Annotated in this window: 21 protein-coding genes; 10 read left to right on the forward strand and 11 right to left on the reverse strand. The window is 44.4% G+C overall.

The window, feature by feature from the left end:
• Window positions 1–423: 423 nt before the first annotated feature.
• On the forward strand, window positions 424–1,686 hold the full coding sequence (gene ltrA, locus B0H94_RS00980; protein WP_106587361.1) for a group II intron reverse transcriptase/maturase: 1,263 nt from the start codon (window positions 424–426) through the stop codon (window positions 1,684–1,686).
• Between the two features lie 209 nt (window positions 1,687–1,895).
• Here ltrA and B0H94_RS00985 read toward each other — a convergent pair whose 3' ends face one another.
• On the reverse strand, window positions 1,896–2,870 hold the full coding sequence (locus tag B0H94_RS00985; protein ID WP_106587362.1) for a ring-cleaving dioxygenase: 975 nt from the start codon (window positions 2,868–2,870) through the stop codon (window positions 1,896–1,898).
• A 140-nt stretch (window positions 2,871–3,010) separates the two neighbouring features.
• Here B0H94_RS00985 and B0H94_RS00990 point away from each other — a divergent pair, with 140 nt between their 5' ends.
• Complete coding sequence (locus B0H94_RS00990; RefSeq protein ID WP_106587363.1) at window positions 3,011–4,654, forward strand: acetolactate synthase large subunit; 1,644 nt, start codon at window positions 3,011–3,013, stop codon at window positions 4,652–4,654.
• A 2-nt stretch (window positions 4,655–4,656) separates the two neighbouring features.
• Complete coding sequence (locus tag B0H94_RS00995; protein ID WP_106587364.1) at window positions 4,657–6,105, forward strand: aldehyde dehydrogenase family protein; 1,449 nt, start codon at window positions 4,657–4,659, stop codon at window positions 6,103–6,105.
• On the opposite strand, the gene B0H94_RS01000 is transcribed toward B0H94_RS00995, so the two are convergent.
• Window positions 6,088–6,933 (reverse strand): DMT family transporter, encoded by an 846-nt coding sequence (locus B0H94_RS01000; protein WP_106587365.1) that lies wholly within the window; start codon window positions 6,931–6,933, stop codon window positions 6,088–6,090. The genes B0H94_RS00995 and B0H94_RS01000 overlap by 18 nt on opposite strands.
• 112 nt (window positions 6,934–7,045) lie before the next feature.
• A complete protein-coding gene (locus B0H94_RS01005; protein ID WP_219899782.1) occupies window positions 7,046–8,362 on the reverse strand; it encodes a Glu/Leu/Phe/Val family dehydrogenase in 1,317 nt (438 codons plus the stop codon).
• Between the two features lie 339 nt (window positions 8,363–8,701).
• Here B0H94_RS01005 and B0H94_RS01010 point away from each other — a divergent pair, with 339 nt between their 5' ends.
• Window positions 8,702–9,601 (forward strand): helix-turn-helix domain-containing protein, encoded by a 900-nt coding sequence (locus B0H94_RS01010; protein WP_106587366.1) that lies wholly within the window; start codon window positions 8,702–8,704, stop codon window positions 9,599–9,601.
• Window positions 9,602–9,852: 251 nt separating this feature from the next.
• On the opposite strand, the gene B0H94_RS01015 is transcribed toward B0H94_RS01010, so the two are convergent.
• From B0H94_RS01015 to B0H94_RS01035, 5 genes are all read right to left on the reverse strand, one after another.
• On the reverse strand, window positions 9,853–10,071 hold the full coding sequence (locus tag B0H94_RS01015) for a spore germination protein (RefSeq protein ID WP_106587367.1): 219 nt from the start codon (window positions 10,069–10,071) through the stop codon (window positions 9,853–9,855).
• A gap of 377 nt (window positions 10,072–10,448) precedes the next feature.
• Window positions 10,449–10,634 carry a hypothetical protein gene (locus B0H94_RS01020; protein ID WP_106587368.1) on the reverse strand — a complete coding sequence of 62 codons (186 nt, stop codon included), beginning with the start codon at window positions 10,632–10,634 and terminating at the stop codon, window positions 10,449–10,451.
• The gene (gerPC, locus tag B0H94_RS01025; protein ID WP_181315187.1) at window positions 10,621–11,208 is read right to left on the reverse strand and encodes a spore germination protein GerPC; all 588 of its coding nucleotides are present in this window, start codon (window positions 11,206–11,208) and stop codon (window positions 10,621–10,623) included. The genes B0H94_RS01020 and gerPC overlap by 14 nt, the downstream gene beginning before the upstream one ends.
• A gap of 10 nt (window positions 11,209–11,218) precedes the next feature.
• Window positions 11,219–11,413 carry a spore germination protein GerPB gene (locus B0H94_RS01030; RefSeq protein WP_106587370.1) on the reverse strand — a complete coding sequence of 65 codons (195 nt, stop codon included), beginning with the start codon at window positions 11,411–11,413 and terminating at the stop codon, window positions 11,219–11,221.
• Window positions 11,410–11,625 carry a spore germination protein gene (locus tag B0H94_RS01035; RefSeq protein ID WP_106587371.1) on the reverse strand — a complete coding sequence of 72 codons (216 nt, stop codon included), beginning with the start codon at window positions 11,623–11,625 and terminating at the stop codon, window positions 11,410–11,412. Before B0H94_RS01035 ends, B0H94_RS01030 begins: the two co-directional genes overlap by 4 nt.
• Window positions 11,626–11,752: 127 nt before the next feature.
• Between B0H94_RS01035 and B0H94_RS01040 the strand changes: the two genes are divergently transcribed.
• Entirely contained in the window at window positions 11,753–12,007 is a 255-nt protein-coding gene (locus B0H94_RS01040; RefSeq protein ID WP_106587372.1) for a stage VI sporulation protein F, read from the forward strand.
• On the opposite strand, the gene vrrA is transcribed toward B0H94_RS01040, so the two are convergent.
• Window positions 12,004–12,480 carry a VrrA/YqfQ family protein gene (vrrA, locus tag B0H94_RS01045; RefSeq protein ID WP_106587373.1) on the reverse strand — a complete coding sequence of 159 codons (477 nt, stop codon included), beginning with the start codon at window positions 12,478–12,480 and terminating at the stop codon, window positions 12,004–12,006. The genes B0H94_RS01040 and vrrA overlap by 4 nt on opposite strands.
• A 211-nt stretch (window positions 12,481–12,691) precedes the next feature.
• Between vrrA and B0H94_RS01050 the strand changes: the two genes are divergently transcribed.
• Window positions 12,692–13,345 carry a type 1 glutamine amidotransferase domain-containing protein gene (locus tag B0H94_RS01050; protein ID WP_106587374.1) on the forward strand — a complete coding sequence of 218 codons (654 nt, stop codon included), beginning with the start codon at window positions 12,692–12,694 and terminating at the stop codon, window positions 13,343–13,345.
• Window positions 13,346–13,851: 506 nt separating this feature from the next.
• Here B0H94_RS01050 and B0H94_RS01055 read toward each other — a convergent pair.
• Together B0H94_RS01055 and lexA are read right to left on the reverse strand one after the other, a co-directional pair.
• On the reverse strand, window positions 13,852–14,118 hold the full coding sequence (locus tag B0H94_RS01055) for a hypothetical protein (protein ID WP_106587375.1): 267 nt from the start codon (window positions 14,116–14,118) through the stop codon (window positions 13,852–13,854).
• Between the two features lie 304 nt (window positions 14,119–14,422).
• Window positions 14,423–15,049: a transcriptional repressor LexA gene (gene lexA, locus B0H94_RS01060; protein WP_106587376.1), complete on the reverse strand. Its 627-nt coding sequence runs from the start codon at window positions 15,047–15,049 to the stop codon at window positions 14,423–14,425.
• Window positions 15,050–15,202: 153 nt separating this feature from the next.
• On the opposite strand from lexA, the gene B0H94_RS15055 reads away from it, so the two are divergent.
• From B0H94_RS15055 to tkt, 4 genes are all read left to right on the forward strand, one after another.
• On the forward strand, window positions 15,203–15,376 hold the full coding sequence (locus B0H94_RS15055; protein WP_181315188.1) for a hypothetical protein: 174 nt from the start codon (window positions 15,203–15,205) through the stop codon (window positions 15,374–15,376).
• Window positions 15,377–15,449: 73 nt separating this feature from the next.
• Window positions 15,450–16,097, forward strand: a complete 648-nt coding sequence (locus B0H94_RS01065; RefSeq protein ID WP_106587454.1) for a YneB family resolvase-like protein — start codon at window positions 15,450–15,452, stop codon at window positions 16,095–16,097.
• Window positions 16,098–16,290: 193 nt separating this feature from the next.
• The gene (locus B0H94_RS01070) at window positions 16,291–16,524 is read left to right on the forward strand and encodes a DUF896 domain-containing protein (protein WP_106587377.1); all 234 of its coding nucleotides are present in this window, start codon (window positions 16,291–16,293) and stop codon (window positions 16,522–16,524) included.
• A gap of 168 nt (window positions 16,525–16,692) precedes the next feature.
• Entirely contained in the window at window positions 16,693–18,696 is a 2,004-nt protein-coding gene (gene tkt / locus B0H94_RS01075) for a transketolase (RefSeq protein WP_106587378.1), read from the forward strand.
• Window positions 18,697–18,752 lie beyond the last annotated feature (56 nt).

Consider the following 18,752-nt stretch of genomic DNA (forward strand, 5'->3'; position numbering starts at 1 on the left):
AAACTTCCGCCCCGAGGCATACGAATCTCATAAGTAGGCTGTCGCTTTTGGATGAGACTGCTAAACAAGTTAAAATCCGAACGACCAAAGGAAGCGGCAGTAAATGAGGCGGGGACGTGGAAGGGAAGATGTCAGGCTTACCCGGGGAGGTCTGACCGACAGGCCGCACTCATGTGGCAACCGGTCTCAAGAGAGACCGCTGAACGGTCAGAAGTCAGCAGAAGCCATAGTACCCGGTCTTCCGGATAGATCGGGAAAGGGCTGAATCATTTATGAAACAAGGTGCCTTGGCGTACGTACCACCCAATGAAGCAGAAACACAATGTTCCTTCCTGACGTAAGAAGTGGTGAATCCCACGGGGGCCGTCAGAAGGGTGGAGGGATGGTACCACACAATAAGAAACACCTTGTCCGAGGAGAAATATCATGCTGGAAAAGACCCTTGATCGAGACAACTTGAACCGAGCTTTTCAAACGGTAAAGCGTAATAAAGGAAGCCATGGCGTAGACCAGATGCCCGTTCAATCCTTACGAGAGCATCTCAAAACGCATGGTGAAATGATTACAGAACAGATCCGGCAGGGGACCTATATCCCTCAACCCGTCCGTCGTGTCGAAATCCCGAAACCGAGCGGAGGCACAAGGGATCTAGGGATCCCAACGGTCACGGATCGATTTGTCCAGCAGGCTGTAAGCCAAGTGCTCACAGAGGTTTATGATCCAATGTTTTCTGAACACAGCTACGGATTCCGGCCCAAGCGCCGAGGACATGATGCCGTCAGGAAAGCGAGAAATTACATCAGGGAAGGGTACCGCTGGGTGGTGGATCTTGATCTTGAGAAGTTTTTCGACCAAGTCAACCATGATCGATTGATGCGCACGCTGAGCTTTCGTATCAATGACCCCCAGGTGCTCCGACTCATCCGGAGATTTCTTCAAGCAGGTGTGATGGAGGACGGAGTGACTCGTGCTTCAACGAAAGGAACGCCACAAGGAGGGCCGATAAGTCCGGTCTTATCAAACATCGTGCTGGATGAGCTTGACCAGGAACTTGAAAAGCGGGGTGTACGCTTCGTGAGGTACGCCGACGACTGTATGATGTTCACCGAGTCAAAACGCGCGGGTAAGAACTTGATGGCATCTATTACCGCATTCATCGAAAAGAAACTCAAGCTTCGGGTCAACCGGGAAAAGAGCACCGTTGACCGCCCTTGGCGGAGGAAGTTCCTTGGCATTAGTTTTACCCCATCAAGAAAGGATCCTAAGATCCGTATTGCTTCAGAGAGTATTCAACAAATCAAGGGGAAAATCAAGACACTAACGAGCCGAAGAACCTCCATACCAATGGAGGAACGGATTAAACGCTTGAATCAATACCTCACCGGTTGGCTGGGCTATTTCCAACTCACAGAAACGCCTTCAGTCCTCCGCGAAATTGACAGCTGGTTGAAACGAAGGCTCCGGATGATACGATGGAAAGAATGGAAAACGATTAGAAACCGGACAAAGATGTTAATTCAACACGGCGCAAGTCGTCGGAAAGCATGGGAATGGGCAAGATCCAGAAAGGCTTATTGGCGAATTGCGAGAAGCCCTGTGATGCACAAAACCCTTGATGAAGCCTACTGGGCCGATCAAGGGTTGATGAGCTTATGGCACCGATATGATCAACATCGGTGGACGTAAATGAAACCGCCGTATACGGAACCGTACGTACGGTGGTGTGAGAGGTCGGGGCCTCCTACTCGATTTTTTTCAACTCGTTTTTAATACTCTCTAATTTTCCATCATTCAATAATGCAAAATTAGCTTGTTGTAAACGAACACGAAAAGATTACAGTGATCCAATGTTGATCAATTAGGTAATTAAGAACGATGATTCTAACCAGTCTGGCTTACATCTCCGTTCTCGGGTTTGGAAGTGGTGTTAATCTTGCTTCAATAGAAGCGCGCTTATCTTCGAGAAATGGCGGCAGTGCAAGCGCTTCTCCTAAATAGGCAGCATCTTCATCTACCGCAAAACCAGGGCCGTCTGTGGCAAGCTCAAATAAAATGCCGTTTGCTTCACGGAAGTACAAGGAGCGGAAGTAGTGGCGGTCGACAAATCCAGAGTGACTAAAGCCGGCGTTTGTCAGTACTCGTATCCATTGACGAAGCTCCTCTTCATCCGTAACCCGGAAAGCAACGTGATGTACACCGCCGCGGCCGAGGCGGACCATCGGTTCATTTTCAGTTTCGTAAACATAAACTTCAGCGCCTGTCCCCCCTTGACCGGTAGAAAATACCCGCGGCGGTGTTGTTTCATCAAATGTGCCTGCTTGAATTTCTTTAAAACCAAGGACTTCTGTTAACACACGGGCTGTACGATCAGCATGTTTCACTTTCAATTGAATCGGACCTAATCCGGTAATGCCGTGCTCGGTGGAGGCTTTACTATCGCCCCAGACGACGCCTGCTTTAACCCCATCATTTAATTCGTCACTTACAAGCTCCATTTTGTGGCCTTCAAAATCTTGAAACGGCAGGACAGCGCGGCCGTTTTTCGTTTGAATACTTTCATGAGGCACTTGAAAAGTTTCAAAACGTTCGCGCCAGTAAGTTAAGGCAGCATCCGTTGGCACCCGTAGTGATACAACAGCTATATCGTTTGTACCTTCGTATTTCTGTCCCATGTTTGGGATTTCAAAAAAAGTTAATTCAGTTCCTGCACTTCCTTGTTCATCACCGTAAAATAAATGATAAACCGAAGGGTCGTCTTGGTTGACTGTCTTTTTAATAAGACGCATGCCGAGCACGCGTACATAAAAATCTAAGTTGTTCACCGCCCGGGCTGTGAGCGATGAAACGTGGTGTATGCCTAAAATCTCGATATGAAACGCCTCCTTATAAATTAACCCTCTATATTTACCCGTACGGACGGTTCCCTAATCATTGTTTCAGGTTTGTAAGGATAAGTTTAGTGGAAGTGTAAAGACTGATAAAAGGAATGACTGTAGAGAGGATGTTGCATGTGAAAGCAGCAGAACTGCTGATTCGTTGTTTAGAGCATGAAGGTGTACAATACATGTTTGGTGTGCCTGGTGAAGAAAATATTGATGTCATGGATGCACTGGTGGAATCTTCAATTGAGTTCATTGTTACCCGTCATGAAACTGGGGCTGCTTTTATGGCAGGCGTTTATGGGCGGCTTACCGGCCGCCCGGCAGCTTGTCTAGCAACACTCGGGCCTGGCGCAACAAACATGGTGACCGGGGTGGCCAATGCAACGATGGATCATCAGCCGGTCATTGCGATCACTGGACAAGCAGGGCTAAACCGGCAGCATAAAATCAGCCATCAACATTATAATTTAACGGCAATGTATGAACCGGTGACCAAATGGAGCGCGCAAGTTAAAGATCCGGATACGATCCCGGAGATGGTGCGTAAAGCCGTACGTACAGCTGCAGGAGAAAAACCTGGTGCTGTGCACTTAGATTTTCCTGAAGACATTGCAAAGCTCGACACTGATGCTGCGCCGCTTGAAATTGTAGAATCGCCACATGTCATGGCAGAAGAACATGCAGTAAAGCGTGCTGCGACAGAAATTGATGAAGCTGCAGCACCTTTGATCCTCGTTGGTAATGGTGTGGCTAGAAACAAAGCTGAAGAGGAACTTGGTAATTTTGTAGAAAAACTCAATCTGCCGCTCGTTCATACGTTTATGGGTAAAGGCGCTTTAGCTAGGACGAATCAACATAGTCTCCTTTCAGCAGGTGTCGGCGGGGATGATTATATTGCTTGTGCTTTTCGTGAAACAGATTTAATCATCACGATTGGTTTCGACATTGTCGAGTATCCGCCGGCAAATTGGAATGAAGGTAAAACTTCCATTATTCATATCGATTCGCTAGAAGCTGAAACGGATCAAAACTATCCAGTGAAACATCAACTGGTTGGTGACATTCAAAGCAATCTTGAAGGGTTAACGAAAGCGTGTCAAAGAACGCATACACTTCCAGATTGGGCAACTGAAGTGCGTGAGCAGGTGCTTAATGAAGTTGAGAGCGCACGTGATGATACATCTTTCCCACTTAAGCCTCAAAAAATCTGTGCTGACTTACGTGAAGCACTTCCGGAACGGTCACATGTGATTACTGATGTTGGTGCGCATAAAATGTGGCTTGCGCGGCTCTTTCATACAAGTGCACCTGACCACTTTTTAATCTCGAACGGTCTTGCTTCGATGGGGGTTGCGCTACCTGGTGCTGTTGCTGCAAAAATGGTTTATCCAAATGAACCAGTTGTAGCTGTTGCAGGTGATGGTGCATTACAAATGACCGGCTGCGAAATGGAAACTGTCGTTCGTCTCGGCTTACCGGTGATCATTTTGTTATGGCGTGACGAAGGGTACGGATTAATTGAGTGGCACCAATTGAAACATTTTGAGCGCGATGCACACGTTTCATTCGGAAATCCTGATTTTTTACAGCTTGCTGAAGCGTACGGTTTTGAATCAATCCAAATTACAGCAGCTGATGAGTTAACCCCGGCGTTAAAAAAAGCGGTGGAATTAAACAAACCAGTTTTCATTGACTGCCCGGTTGACTACAAAGAGAACATGAAGTTAACAGAGCGGTTTGAACAGCTTTCTTGTAATAAAAAGGAGGACTAGTCTTGAAGATCGGCTCAATCATCCACGGTAAAACATATGAAGATCATCATGAGAGCCTGATAAATGTTGTAGATCCGTACCGAAAAGAAACCATTGCCGAACTCATTCCTGCAAATCCTGATACGGCATCAAGGGCCGTAAATGACAGTTACGAAGTGTTTCACGAAACGATGAAGCATATGCCGGCGTATGAGCGGGCAGCGATTTTGCGGAAAGCAGCTGATTTACTTGAAAAGCGACGGGAAACTTTTGTCGAAACGATCACTCAAGAAGCAGGGAAGCCGGTGAAGCATAGCCGCGCTGAAGTAGATCGGGCTCTGCAAGTGCTGCGGTTTGCTTCAGAGCTTGTGAACCACTTTACCGGAGAAGTGCTGCCGATGGATGCAGCTTCAGGTGGTGAAAATCGGTGGGGGTTTGTCGTCCATGAGCCTCTAGGTGTCATTGGTGCAATTACACCATTTAACTTCCCATTAAACCTTGTACTTCATAAAGTAGCGCCAGCCATTGCTACTGGGAACTGTGTCGTTTTGAAACCTGCGGAAAAAACACCGATTTCTTCGTATAAGCTTGCGGAGTTATTTCATGATGCAGGTCTTCCGCCAGGGGTGTTGAATGTTGTGCAAGGCGGGGGAGAGGTAGGTGAGGCTTTAGTCAATCACGACAAAGTTCATAAAATTTCATTTACTGGAAGCCTTCCTGTCGGTCGTGAAATTCGTGCAGCTGCCGATTTGAAAAAAGTAACACTTGAACTCGGCTCGAATTCGCCAAACTTAATTTTCGCAGATGCAGACCTAGAATATGCGGCTGAGCAACTTGTCACTGGCGCATTTGCATTTTCGGGTCAGGCTTGTATTTCAGCACAGCGGATTTATATTCAGGATTCATGTTTTGAGCAGTTTTTACAGCTGTATAAGGAAAAGACAATGCAGCTTACGACAGGAGATCCGCGCGAAGAAAGCACAGATATCGGCCCCATGATCACAGAAGAAGAGGCCGAGCGTGCTTTCACATGGATTGAAGATGCCAAGGCGGGTGGGGCCGTAGTAGAAACCGGAGGAACAAGAGATGGGGCAGTGCTTCAGCCAACAATTATGACGAATGTAGAGCGCAACATGAAGGTGATTGCTGAAGAAGTGTTTGCGCCTATTGTTTCGGTTGTCCCATTTTCTACCACTGAAGAAGCCGTTCAACTTGCAAACGATTCAATTTATGGTTTGCAGGCCGGCGTCTTCACCCAAAATATTAACCGAGCCCTCCAAGTTGCCCAGCAACTAGAGATGGGTGGTGTGTGGATTAATGAAATTTCCACGTACCGCCAGGATAACCATCCGTATGGCGGCGTGAAGCAGAGCGGAATCGGAAAAGAAGGCGTGAAATATGCCATGGAAGATACAACAAATGTCAAGTTTATAGGGATCAACCACCGGTATTCGTCAGGAACTGCTGATTAAAAGGAGTGCCACACCTAACAGCGCCAGCAAAAATCCTGAAAGTTGAAGTTTGCTTAATTTTTCTTTTAAAAACAAGCGGGCGCATAAAACGGTAAATAAAGGTGACATCGCTCCAGCTAAAGCTACGATAGACAATAAGCCTAAATTAACACCTAAGACATACGTAAGCGCACCTGCTGCCTGTACAGTGCCCATCAACATTGTATAACGAAAGAGAGATTGCGCTGCATAAGGCTTCATCTGCATCACTAGCAGCGCTGCTCCTGCAGCAAGTAGACCACCGATCATAGCAAATGCCACGGTCCATAAACTCACTTCAGCAGGTGGTACGTGCAGCAGGACGAAAAATAATCCGAGGGAACTTCCGGCAGCGAGTGATATACCGATCCCGCGTTGATCTTTATTTGAACTTTCATTCGCTTTGCCAGTGTTTTTAGAAATCAAGATGATTGCAAGTGCGACGAGAAAGATGCCGACACCGGCAAACAGGCCAGGTTCCTCCCCGAGCAAGATTCCGACGGCTGCTGGAACTAAAGCGGAGGAAACGCCGGTAACAGCTGAAGCGACGCCCATCTTTCCATAAGCGAGCGCGTAGAAATAAAAAATAAACCCGCAGCCAAGTGCAATACCGCCGGCCACGCCCCAGCCGGCAGCGGTTAAGGTAGGCGTTTGCCCGGAGAATAGGGCAGCCGGGATCATTAAAGCACATCCGGCGACTTGGGCATAAAAAATGACAATTAATACGGACAAATGGCGTGAGATCCGCCCTGCCATATAATCTCCAATGCCAAACGCCGCAGCTGTAAGCAGGCCGTAAATCAGTGCCATTTAAAAAGCTCCTTTTATATAACATAAGCATGCGCCCGAAACGGTTAACATACGTCCGGGCGCACTTTTTGTTGCGATTATAAAGCTAACTTATCGTTACATTATAAAAAAGTCAAGTTGAACGGTCTTGATGAAGATCGCCAGGTTTTACCCACCCCCGAGCGGATAAACCTTCAGCAATGTGGGCGACACCTACCATATATGCTGCCTGTCGCATACGTGTGCTTTTTTCATTACGCATATGAAGCACATTGTGAAATCCGTCTACCATTCGTTCTTCGAGCTTGTTATGAATGTCTTCTTCACTCCAGTAATAGTTCATCTCATTTTGTACCCATTCAAAGTAGGAAACCGTCACGCCGCCGGCATTACAGAGAATATCCGGAATGACAAATACATCTTTATCTTCAAGTACTTTGTCACCTGCAGGGGTTGTAGGACCGTTTGCGGCCTCTGCAACGATTTTGGCTTGCATTTGACCAGCTGTTTTTTCTGTGATTTGGTTTTCTAAGGCAGCAGGGATAAAGATATCGACTTCAAGGCCGAAAATTTCCTCAGGGTCCAGCTGTTCAGCTTTATCATAATCTCCAATAACGCCGCCCGATTCAATAAATTCCAGCAGCTCATGAATGTCAATACCATCTTCTTGATAAATCGCACCGGATGCTTCGCTGATCGCAACGACAGTAACATCAAGTTCTGCTAAGTATTTTGCAGTCATGCTCCCGACGTTTCCAAACCCTTGAATGGCAGCAGTGCTTGTGGATAAATCCATGTTTAATACATCGGCTGCTTCTCGTATTGTAAGTACCACGCCGCGTCCGGTCGCAGCAAGTCTTCCGGCACTGCCGCCGAGGATAAGTGGTTTACCTGTCAGCATACCAGGGATATTGTAACCGCGGAGCTGATCGTACTCATCCATCATCCAGCCCATCACTTCAGGATTTGTGTTCACATCCGGGGCAGGGATGTCTTTTTGTGGACCAATCACAGGGGTGAGTTTACGGATATAAGCTCGACTTAAGTCTTCAAGCTCTTCACTTGTTAATTCTTCAGGATTTACAATGATGCCACCTTTTCCCCCGCCAAGTGGCAGTCCGAGGATCGCAGATTTTAAGGACATCCAAATGGAGAGAGCTTTGACTTCATCACGCGTGACACTTGGGTGAAAGCGGATCCCACCTTTTGTCGGTCCAAAGATATCAAGGTGCTGGCTGCGGTAACCTGTGAAGTTTTTGATCGAACCATCATTCATTCGAATGCGCATAGAAACTTCAATTAAACGTAACGGTTTTTCTAACACACGAAATACGTTATCACTATAACCAAGCGACTGCACGGAATCCTTCATAAGTTCATGCACGATATGAAGCGGATTATCATTTTGTGAAGTGATATCTGCTTCAGCTTGTTCATTTTCATTTGTCATATCGATATCCTCCTGCATTAAATAATACATATAGTATTTTCTAAGCAAAGAGGTTGTATACAGTGAAGGAAAATGAAAGTGATCTAAGCATTAGGCAGCGTCATTATCATTTTTAAACTGACTCAAGGGTTTGAGACAGGCGGATACGTCTTAGTGGTTTTTAACTAGAAGTTACTGCTGCAGTTGATCAATAAAGATATAAGCTAACTTTGGCAGCAATATGACCTATGTGGCTTTGATAAAATGTGCTAAAATATGGGTGATCTTAACATCGTTTTTCCTTGTTGGATAAGAAGTTCGTTGAAGAGGTCCGTATAGTTATGAAGGAATGATGCATCTATGAAAAAGCGCCTCGGTAAAGAAATACGAAGTTTACGCAAGCAGCAGCAGATCACACAGCAGGATTTGTCCTCCTCAAACGTAACGCAAGCAACGATTAGTAAGATAGAATCAGGCGAACACGCCCCAAATATCGAAACGCTTTATTTAATTGCTGAACGCTTAAACGTGTCCATTGAACACTTCTTTCCACTCTTAAAATTCGATCAACCGGACTATGTGAATCAAACCATTGAGTATATGGAAAAGCTTTCAAATGGTCATGAATATAAAAAGGTATTTCAGGTTGCAGAAAGAGAACTTAGCAAGCCGGAATATACCTTTTCTAATGATTGGTTCAGCTCGTTTTTAAGATGGAATTATTGGTATGCAGCTTACCGTATTGCTGCTGTACCGAAAGAAGAAGCTGAACGCAACCTTTCAGCGTTATTTGAGCAGTTGAAAGCCTCCCGCGAACATTTAGAAAATTTGCCAGCCCGTATAACCAACTCTTTAGCCATTATGAAAAGTGAAGAAGGAAAGCTTAACGAAAGCTTAAAGCTATTTGAGCAGGCGCTTCAATCTTTATCTTTACCAACTTATAAGTCACCAGCGCGGGCTGCACATATTTATCAGCTGCGATTAATCTATAATCAGGCAAAAACATACTACGATTTAGGTGAGTTTAAAAAAGCAAAATCATCCGTTTATCGCGGTCAGGCTTTATCAAAAAGGTATGAGAACATGTCTTTGCTCGGACAGTTTTTTTACTATGAGGGCCAATGTTTAGAGCAAGAAAACGCAGAAGTTGAAAAAATTGCCCGTTGTTACGAGCAGGCACTGTTTTTCTTTGAGTTTCTTGATAAAACGTATTACGCCGACCTGCTTAAGAAACAGAAAGGTGCTTATTTAACATTGTAGAGGCTTAAAGTATACATAAAAAGAGAAGGAGCTGTCTCAAAAGGTTTATAATCATACGATTTAAGAAAAAAACGAGGCTCTTGAAGGAAATCGGGCAGCTGAAGCGTTCCCAGGCGGCAAAGCAGACATGAATCAATCAACCGTAAGCGTCGATGTCGCACTTGTGCCACTAGTGAAAGCCAATATATTTCTGCCCATCATTTAAAGGTTTTGTATGGGACAGCGCCAATTTTTTCATCTCTGATGAAACATTAATAAAGCTTTTTTACATTTTGATCGATAAGGTCCGGGTCGTATGCGCTCGTTATATTTAAGCCGTTGTTCGTAACAATGATCCCACCTAAATTGTCACTTCCCGGTCCGTTTACTGATTTTGCGGCGTAGCTTGGTGAGATGTTAAAAGCATCGCCAAAGTTAACCACACCGTCATTTTCTACAAGCTTTATCGGACCTAAAAAAAAGCCTGGCATATAACATTCCTTCTTTCAAAATTTATATATCACATTGTATGCTTTTGGGTCCTGTTCGGCTTATCACTTCGTTTGCAGTACCGGTTTGGAAAACGGAGCCGCCGGCAAGTTTATGAACATTAATATGACCTACAAAAATGTTTGCATTGCTTGAGGTGTTAAACTTCATTTCACATGCATGTGAAAACGTATCTAAAGTCGGGGGAAGAAGTGGTACAAAGTACACTTTGCTTTGCATTTGTTTTTGTAAATGTGAAATTGATAAGCTCGCGTCTTCTTTGTTCCGAGTTATACATATACGGTTACAATCACCAACATTGAGTACAGCACTAGTATTAACTGTTCGCACGTGCAAGGTTTGTAAAACGGCCGTACGTTTATTCTTCATCATGCAAATCTTTTGGAGGTCGAAGGGAATATACGTTATGTTGGTCACTCGTGTTTGACGAACCATCAGCTGTTAAACAAATATAATCAGAATCTCCGATCAAGATAAGTGAAGCATCAGCTGCACCTTTTGTTTCGAGTGACTGTAAGTGAAGGTGATTGTTAATAACTTTCACGGGATGTTCCTCCTTTTTCACTTTCATGTCGTACGAAGCCGGCAACTGTTTCATACACGTCCTCCAACACTTGTGCTTGAATGAGTGGCTTCATATCCGTTTTTTCGCTGTTTGTTACGTTATCAGATTGGCGGTTTACGTAATACTCCACCCTTCCTGGAATTTGCATTTCAAGATCGTCTGTCATTCTTTTTTGAAAAGAAGGGGGTAGGTGCAGGCCATGTTCGTTCTCTAAAGAATGCATCCAGTTGTCAATGTTGGCGTGGTACTCCTTCAGTACGTTGTCAGTAATATGTTCAATCATCATTTGTAAATGGTTACCTGTGTTTGGCTTACTGTTAACGTCACAATCATTAATGAAGCTTTCTTGACCGGTGTGTTTCGGGTTCCAGCCGATGTTTAACGTACCTTCAAGGTGTTCAACTTTTAATTGATCAAATTTATATTCAATTTTTGCAGGCTGGTCTTGAATGACATGTTGTTGTAACCGGTGAATCTCTGCTTCCTGCTCACTTAACTTTTGCTTCAGCTCATTAATTTGATTGAGAAGTTCATCATACCAGTTTGGGGGCAACTGACTCACCTCATGAATTCAGCCGTGAAGCCGGCGGGAGTAAGAAAAAGTCGTACATACCATATTTTTTGGAAGGGACATAAGCTGAACGATTCGTTTTCCTGTTGGAAATGTAACCAGCAGCACCAATTTGAAAAACAGAGGCATTTTTAATATCGCCAACTTGGATCTTTTTGATATAAAAATTTTGTTCAATTGTCGTCATGAAGGACCCACCTCTGGCGCATAAACATCAGGATGAAAAAGAGTCTTAGATGGCCCGTTTTTTACGTTGACTACGTCTCCTTCATTGTATGATCCAGGACCTGCAAACGTTGTCGTTGTCGTATAAGGGGCGATCGTATTTACATCGCCAAAGTTAACGATCGCACTAGTTTTTACAGAAGTTATATGAATGCTTCCAATGATCGCAGCCATCGTTCCTCCCTCCAGCTTTTCTGTTTATTTATCACTATGAGCTGTACAAATCCTTCATGCTTCGTAATGTGAAACAACCATTATCACATAGACTTTTATTGTATGTGATTTAACAGGAGGCGATGAGATGGACTGGAATAAACAACTGGCACACATTCAAAACCGGACCGGGCTTACACTTCCGGAACTTTTAAAGCTTTCGGAAGAAGTACAGCAGACAGACTTTCAAGATGAGCGATCAATCCGGCGGCTTCTCCGGAAGGTGGGTCATATGACAGACCGTGATTTTACAAAAAGTCAAGAAGATGAGGCCGTACGTGTCGTTTTACGAAACAACCAGCAAGTCGATTTCAATGAATTAATGCGGATTCTTAAATTTTAAATGTAGAGTGTTGGCGCAGGTAATGGTGCATCTTGTAAATGGGCAGCAGTGTTGATTGCCGAGTCATTTTCGCTGCTTAAAACAGTAGGAGAGCTGTTGACTGTAGAGGAAGATTGTTGAGATGAAGGTTGGTTCATAGCTTGAATGAGTTTAAAAATCGTTGGTAAATTTTTCATCATCGGTCCATATTGCTGCAGAAAAGAACCGGCCGTTTGAGCAGCACCCATATATTTTTGCGCTTGCTGCAAAATGCCTGGAAGTTGTTGAAGAAACGGTCGGCTGCTTCCGAACAAAGCAGAAGGACCGCTTTGTGTTAATAAGTTAGAAAACAACCCTGTCTGACCTGACATCATCGGAGCGCTGCGAGTAAAAGCGTGCGCAGCAGGTGCAGACGGTGGTAATAATCCTGCAAATCCTGCAGGAGCTCTCGTAAATGAGGCTGGAGCGTACATTGGAAATCCGTAAGGTGTCATACGTCATCTCTCCTAAAAGAATGTACATTCGTTTTGATTTTTAGTATATGCTTTTGTCCTTATTTTGAGCAGGACAAAAACCTACCGTTAAACGTTGTACTTTCAAATCCCTGTTGTTTTTTAAAACCATGAATAAAACTTACTTACACAGGGTAAATGTTGAAGTGCGGTGAATTTACCGTTGCACTAGCTAAATAAGGAGGATTTCGTCATGACAAAAAAAGTACTCATGGTGCTTACAAATCACACAGAAATTACAAAAGGCCACGAAACTGGTTTATGGCTTGAAGAGTTTGTTGTTCCTTATAATGAATTTCTAGCTCAAGGTTATGAGGTGAAAGTGACAAGCATTTCTGGTGGTGAGGTGCCGCTTGATCCAAACAGTGTAGAGGATCGGCCGGAATGGAAAGATGCAGAAGCAGAACTTACAAATACAGAGAAATTAAGTACAGCGCACACCGTTGGTTATGACGCTGTCTTCTTACCGGGCGGGCATGGCACAATGTTCGATTTTCCGGAAAACAGCACACTGCTTGAAGTACTGCAGCATTTTGCAGAAAACGATAAAGTCATTGGTGCTGTCTGTCACGGTCCAGCCGGCTTAGTACGTGCAACGTATGAAGACGGTACACCGATTGTGAAAAATAAAACGATCACCGCATTTACAGATGAAGAAGAAACGGAAATGCAGCTGGATCAGCATATGCCGTTTATGCTTGAAACCGAACTGCAAAAGCAGGGTGCAAACATTGATCGGGGTGAAAAGTGGAGCGATCACTCGGTTAGAGATAACCGTCTTGTGACCGGACAGAATCCGCAATCGAGTGCAAGCACAGCAAAGAAAGTTGTCGAAGCTTTGTCATAATATCAACAAAAGGGTGCTCCTCATTTTTGGGAGCACCTGAGACTATAGACAAAGTACAAAATTAAACATTCACTGACAACTTACTGCTCCCAGCCGCGGGCTGCCGCATGAAGAGGATAAAAACGAATCATGAATGTAACCTTCACGCCAGGCGGACGCTTTCCCGAGGGCTTGGCTTCAGCTAACTTGTTCGAATGGTTCATTCGAACAAGTTAGCTGAAGCCTGCGCTTGATCCTCTGGGAGTCGCCGTCTTTCGTTTCGGTCACTTTAAAATTTAAAGATCATCTAACATTTCCAATGTATATGGTTCGCTTGATCGTTCATGAAAATATTTCTGGATCAAAAAGATTTATACAATTCATGACCATCAAAATGAAGGAAGGCTGACAATCGTCGGCGCGACGCTATCAAGCACAGCGTCTGCTGAAAAGCGACGTCAGGCCCCGCTTTTCTAAAAAGTTTGTCTACACGTTAGGGTGCTCCTCAATTTGGGAGCACCCTTTTTTTATAGTTCAGTGGTGTGTTTTTCGGCGTGCGTATCGTGCGCCCCGGGGTGTTTCCTTTCTAAACCGGCATGCAGTTCTCGATCTTCGTACGTAAATGCACTTTTTGTCTGCTGTTTTCGGTGAGAAGGTGTTTCTTTATCTTGTACAGGTTCATTCTTATTACGTGGTGCACCATAAGGGCCTTCAGGTAAATCTTCCGGCTGCAAAAAACGTACTTGATCCTGTGCAGTAGATATATCTCCTTCAGGGTAAGATTTTTTCGTCATCATAATCCTCCTTCCGCTTATAGCTTTTAGTTTGCTCGTATGTTCTTAACATTTATACAAAAAGCCGCTCTGTACGAAAATTAGAGCGGCTTTTTGTATTGGGCTGTCAGTAGTGAAATGCGCTTTAAAATCAGTGTTTATAACCATTCAGGTTTGTCGAAGAAGCTTCAGCTTATCGAATGGAAAAATTAACTGGCATATTAAAGGAGGCACCTTCGTATTTTTTAACGAGGTGCGTTAAGACAGAACTAACTCTTATCAATTTTCTTCGGGGCAAAGTTTTTTTGCAAAGATACATTTGACGTTAGTGGATGGTGCGGAAAACACCGGTTACTTTGCCAAGAATGGTGCAGTCTTCAAGAATAATGGGTTCAAGTGAAGCGTTTTCCGGCTGCAGGCGAATATGATTTTCTTCTTTGAAAAAGCGTTTTACGGTCGCTTCTTCCTCATCCGTCATTGCAACAATGATATCTCCATTTTCTGCGGACTGCTGATACTTCACGATCACCATATCACCGTGATAAATGCCGGCTTCAATCATGCTGTCGCCTTCAATCGTCAAAATATAAACATTATCATCCCCTGCTGCCCGGTCAGGAAGGGGAATGTATTCTTCAACGTTTTCGATGGCTGTAATGGGTTGACCAGCTGTAACTTTACCAACAACTGGAACATAAACAGCAGCAGACTGTGTGATCTTCGGCTGCTCTTCTTCTTCAATATCTAAAACTTCCATGGCACGTGGTTTTGTCGGGTCGCGTCGAATTAAACCTTTTTTTTCAAGGCGTGATAAGTGTCCGTGCACTGTAGAGCTTGAAGCAAGACCTACGGCTTCACCAATTTCACGAACAGACGGCGGATAACCTTTTTCGCGAACCTCTGTTTTAATATATTCAAGTATATCTTGCTGGCGGTTCGATAGTTTAGACATAAACGCACCTCTTTTTTTAGTTTGTCGTAAGAAAATTGTACCAAAGAAAACATATGTACGCAAACACTCGTTCTAAAAAGTTGTTGACTCGAACATTAGTTCTTAGTATAGTGAAGTAAGAACAAACATTCGTGTTTTGTGAGGAGGTATTTGATGTTTTTTCGATTAACGAGAGAGCAGAGAAAAGAAGCAGCAGGACTGGGTGTTTTAATTACGGCTGTGATCTGGATGTTTGCTATGGTATACTTCTTTGGGCCGCAGCATTCGCTGCAAATACCAGAGGAAAACGAACCATTGTTTTTATATGCGCTCCAAATATTAAAATAAAATGTGCTGGCAGGAGCTCATAGTTATAAAAGAGTTTTCCTGCTTGTTTTTAACTGAAATTGAGGTGAAGAATGTGAAGGCGCTCGTGTACTGCCGGGTGAGCACAACAAAGGAAAATCAACAAACATCATTGATTAGGCAGGAGGAAGAACTTTCGCGACTTGCTGAATCGTTCGGTTTTGAAGTTTACGAAGTTATCGCTGAAGAGGCAAGCGGTTATGAACCTGGAAGAGAAGGTGTGTTAACCTTAATTGAAGCGGCCGGACACGAAGAAACAAAGGCTGTATTTGTACAGGATGAAACGCGGATCGGCCGAGGGAACGCACGCATTGCTGTGTTGCATGAACTAAATAAATGCGGGGTAGAACTTTATACCATGCAGGACCAAGGCCCGATGCAGTTCAGTGAGGGTGATCATATGGTACTGCAAATTTTATCTGTCGTAGAAGAGTATCAGCGAACAATACATAATAAAAAAATTCAGCGCGGTATGAAAAAGGCAGTAAAAGAAGGGTACGAACCTATACGTAACTTTCATAATCAAGGAGGCGGTCGCAGCCAGAAGGAGATGCCGCTTCAAGAGATCATCGACTTGCGCCACCGGGGACTGACGTTTGCAGAAGTTGCAGCTACTTTGCGCGGTTTCGGCTATGATGTTTCAAAGGCAACTGTACACCGCCGCTATGTTCAGTATATGAAAGAGAAGAATGAGTCAAATTAAAAGCAATACCCATCAAAGCTTATTTATACATAAGCTGACTACACGTTAAGTGGATTTACTGTCATTCAACAAGTTTGTCAACGATCAACCGCTTACGTTATGGTTATAGTGTATAGATATTGAACTTCACCTGGCAGCAAGATGAATTTGCTCAAAATAAATAAGCACAATGATGACAAAGGAGAGATGTTCGATGATTTCTCAAGAAAAAATTGACAGGATCAATGAATTGGCGAAACGTTCAAAAACGACAGGCTTATCTACTGAAGAACAAGAAGAGCAGCAGACGTTGCGTCAAGAGTATTTAAAAGAGTTCCGTTCTTCATTTAAAAGTCAGATTGAATCAACGAAAGTTGTGGATCCAAATGGAAACGATGTTACGCCATCGAAATTGAAAGAAGTCAAAGAACGTAACTCCCAGCATTAAAAAAGGCAGCCCTCGCGGCTGTCTTTTTTTAGTGCTCATCAGGCAAACCTTTATGAATTTCGAAAAATTCGTATGTTCCAACCTTCTGTGACCTTGTGAATGAGGCGCAAAACCGATATGATAATCATGAAAGTATAATGTTGATTTCTCTGAAAGGATGAGATGTACATGGCAACTGAAGTAGAACAACGTGCAATTAATACCATTCGTACGTTATCAATCGATGCAATTGAAAAAGCCGAATCGGGCCATCCAGGCCTTCCTATGGGGGCTGCACCTATGGCGTTAACTCTTTGGTCACGGTTTATGAAGCATAACCCAAGTAATCCTTCTTGGTTTAACCGCGATCGTTTTGTCTTGTCTGCGGGTCACGGTTCGATGCTTTTATACAGCCTGCTTCACCTGTTTGAATATGATTTAAGTATTGAAGAACTGAAAAACTTCCGTCAGCTTGGGAGTCAAACACCGGGTCATCCGGAATACGGTCATACTCCGGGCGTAGAGGCAACCACGGGACCTCTTGGCCAAGGGCTTGCAATGGCTGTAGGTATGGCTATGGCTGAGCGGCACATGGCAGCTACATACAATACAGATAAGCACAATGTGATTGATCATTATACGTACGCGTTATGCGGAGATGGCGATTTAATGGAAGGTGTTTCCCAGGAATCGGCTTCACTTGCCGGTCACCTTCAATTGAGCCGTTTAATCGTACTATATGATTCAAATGATATTTCCTTAGACGGTGACTTAAATAAGTCATTCTCTGAAGATGTCCTAAAACGTTACGAAGCGTACGGCTGGCATACGTTGTACGTAGAAGACGGTAACGACACTGAAGCTGTTGCTGAAGCCATTGAAAAGGCACAGCAGGATGGACGCCCAAGTTTCATTGAAGTGAAAACAACGATCGGTTTTGGTTCGCCAAACAAAGCAGGTACAAAAGATGCACATGGCGCGCCTCTTGGCGGTGATGAAGCTGCTGAAGCGAAAGCAGCATACGGCTGGTCACACGAAGAACCTTTTTATGTACCAGATGATGTTCGAGCTTACTTTAAGGAACTCAAAGAAAAAGGTGCTGCAACAGAGAATGCATGGAATGACGCATTTCATTCTTACGAAACAGATCATCCTGAAAACGCAGCTTCTCTAAAGCGGGCGATTAAAGGTGAACTGCCGGATGGTTTTGAACAAGCACTTCCTTCGTTTAAAGCCGGTGAAGATAAAGTTGCGACGCGTGCAGCTTCTGGTAAAACGATTCAAGCTTTAGCAACAGAAGTTCCGGAGTTGTTCGGTGGTGCGGCAGACCTTGCTTCTTCAAACAAAACGATGATGGATAACGAAACCGACTTTAGCGCAGCGACATATGAAGGCCGCAACGTTTGGTTCGGGGTTCGTGAATTTGCCATGGCAGCAGCTGTAAACGGTATGGCGCTTCACGGTGGGGTGCGTCCTTATGGTGCTACGTTCCTCGTCTTTTCCGATTACCTTCGTCCAGCTGTTAGACTTTCAGCTTTAATGGGGATTCCAGCAACATTCGTGTTCACCCATGACAGCATCGCAGTTGGTGAAGATGGACCAACGCATGAACCGATTGAGCAGACGGCTTCGCTTCGAGCGATTCCAAACTTAAATGTAATTCGTCCGGCAGATGGTAATGAAACAGCTGCAGCTTGGCGTACTGCGCTTGAAAATGATGATCAACCGACAGCGCTCGTATTGACGCGCCAAGGTGTACCAACCCTTGAGAAAACAGAAACTGAAGCTTATGAAGGTGTGAAGCGCGGCGCTTATACTGTAGCCGGTGAAAAAAACGAGCAGCCTGATCTCATTTTAATTGCTACCGGTAGTGAAGTTTCCCTTGCAGTAGATGCTGTAGCTGAACTTGCAAATGAAGGTATTCAAGCACGGGCGGTCAGCATGCCGAGTGCGCACAATTTTGAGCTTCAGGATGCAGCATACAAAGCTTCTGTACTTCCTTCAAATGTTACAGCACGTTTAGCAGTCGAAGCAGGCTCTCCTCAAGGCTGGGACCGCTATACCGGCTGGGATGGAGATATTCTTGCTATCAATGGATACGGAGCCTCTGCACCTGGAGGTCATTTGATGAAAGAATACGGTTTCACTGTTGAAAATGTCGTTGAGCGCGCGAAAGCATTATTGTCCAAATAAAAGCGCTGAACAAGCCGTGGGAGGAGAAATCTTCCGCGGCTTCCTTTTTGAATCAA

It is taken from the genome of Salsuginibacillus halophilus, from assembly GCF_003014715.1.
Taxonomy (GTDB): Bacteria; Bacillota; Bacilli; order Bacillales; family Marinococcaceae; genus Salsuginibacillus; species Salsuginibacillus halophilus.

Bases quoted from the DNA above. Each gene is read 5' to 3' on its own strand.
- B0H94_RS01000 (WP_106587365.1), bottom strand. From the start codon at position 6,933: ATGGCACTGATTTACGGCCTGCTTACAGCTGCGGCGTTTGGCATTGGA.
- B0H94_RS01005 (WP_219899782.1), bottom strand. From the start codon at position 8,362: ATGACAAATGAAAATGAACAAGCTGAAGCAGATATCACTTCACAAAAT.
- B0H94_RS01010 (WP_106587366.1), top strand. From the start codon at position 8,702: ATGAAAAAGCGCCTCGGTAAAGAAATACGAAGTTTACGCAAGCAGCAG.
- B0H94_RS01015 (WP_106587367.1), bottom strand. From the start codon at position 10,071: ATGCCAGGCTTTTTTTTAGGTCCGATAAAGCTTGTAGAAAATGACGGT.
- B0H94_RS01030 (WP_106587370.1), bottom strand. From the start codon at position 11,413: ATGACGACAATTGAACAAAATTTTTATATCAAAAAGATCCAAGTTGGC.
- B0H94_RS01035 (WP_106587371.1), bottom strand. From the start codon at position 11,625: ATGGCTGCGATCATTGGAAGCATTCATATAACTTCTGTAAAAACTAGT.
- B0H94_RS01040 (WP_106587372.1), top strand. From the start codon at position 11,753: ATGGACTGGAATAAACAACTGGCACACATTCAAAACCGGACCGGGCTT.
- vrrA (WP_106587373.1), bottom strand. From the start codon at position 12,480: ATGACACCTTACGGATTTCCAATGTACGCTCCAGCCTCATTTACGAGA.
- B0H94_RS01050 (WP_106587374.1), top strand. From the start codon at position 12,692: ATGACAAAAAAAGTACTCATGGTGCTTACAAATCACACAGAAATTACA.
- B0H94_RS01055 (WP_106587375.1), bottom strand. From the start codon at position 14,118: ATGACGAAAAAATCTTACCCTGAAGGAGATATATCTACTGCACAGGAT.
- lexA (WP_106587376.1), bottom strand. From the start codon at position 15,049: ATGTCTAAACTATCGAACCGCCAGCAAGATATACTTGAATATATTAAA.
- B0H94_RS15055 (WP_181315188.1), top strand. From the start codon at position 15,203: ATGTTTTTTCGATTAACGAGAGAGCAGAGAAAAGAAGCAGCAGGACTG.
- B0H94_RS01070 (WP_106587377.1), top strand. From the start codon at position 16,291: ATGATTTCTCAAGAAAAAATTGACAGGATCAATGAATTGGCGAAACGT.
- tkt (WP_106587378.1), top strand. From the start codon at position 16,693: ATGGCAACTGAAGTAGAACAACGTGCAATTAATACCATTCGTACGTTA.